Genomic DNA, 693 nt, shown 5'->3' with positions numbered 1-693 from the left:
GACTGGCGACGGGTGGCAACACGATACGACCGCTGCGCTCATACGTTCATGTCCGCAATCTACATCGCAGCAAGCGTCATCTTCTACCTCAAAAAATGAGTCCTGAGCCTAAGCCACTATCTGACTTCGACCCGGTTTATGACGAATGGCTTTTCCAATCTATCCAGGAAGAACTTTTGGCTAACATTTTAGAAATTAGTGAAATATTTAAATTTTTTACAGAAAATGTGAGGAGTATTATATAATACATAATTCAAATAAGGCCAACTTTTAGAGTTATGAGGCAAGGGTGTTCCTTAGAACCTTATTTTATTAACTACAGATAAGACATTATTTATTTAGATTTGGTGTTGATTTAAAGCCTTTAATATCTGATGTGTACCGCCGCGTCCGCTAATCTATGCATGCCTGCTGTAAAACGACTATCTATTCCCCCCATTGCAGCCGATCGACAACCGCTCCGGCCACCTCTACCCCTCCGTCACCCAAGGAAACCGCCCACGCTTCCCTGCCGTCTCCTCAAGCGCAGTCCGCACGGTCTCGGGAAGCCCCTTCTCCACCGTGCCCATGATCGCATCCCTATAGGCCGCATCGCCAAAGTCCTGCGCCGCGTAGGTATTCCCCACAAGCCGTTGGGACTTGTGTCCGATCAGGTGGTCGATCATCAGCGGCGAGCACGCGGACACACCCTGA

The 693-nt window shown here is 48.3% G+C and carries 2 pseudogenes; one reads left to right on the top strand and one right to left on the bottom strand.

Annotation, left to right across the window (positions count from 1 at the left end):
- Positions 1 to 99 (top strand): annotated as a pseudogene (locus HUK82_RS17015) (IS5/IS1182 family transposase); the annotation flags it as partial.
- A 371-nt stretch (positions 100 to 470) separates the two neighbouring features.
- Here the strand turns inward: HUK82_RS17015 and HUK82_RS17010 are convergent.
- Positions 471 to 693 (bottom strand): annotated as a pseudogene (locus tag HUK82_RS17010) (hypothetical protein); the annotation flags it as partial.

Origin of the sequence: Ameyamaea chiangmaiensis (assembly GCF_013376175.1) — a bacterium.
Classification (GTDB): Bacteria; Pseudomonadota; Alphaproteobacteria; order Acetobacterales; family Acetobacteraceae; genus Ameyamaea; species Ameyamaea chiangmaiensis.
Note: the sequence above shows the minus strand (reverse complement) of the source record. Positions and strands in the feature narration are given on the sequence as shown.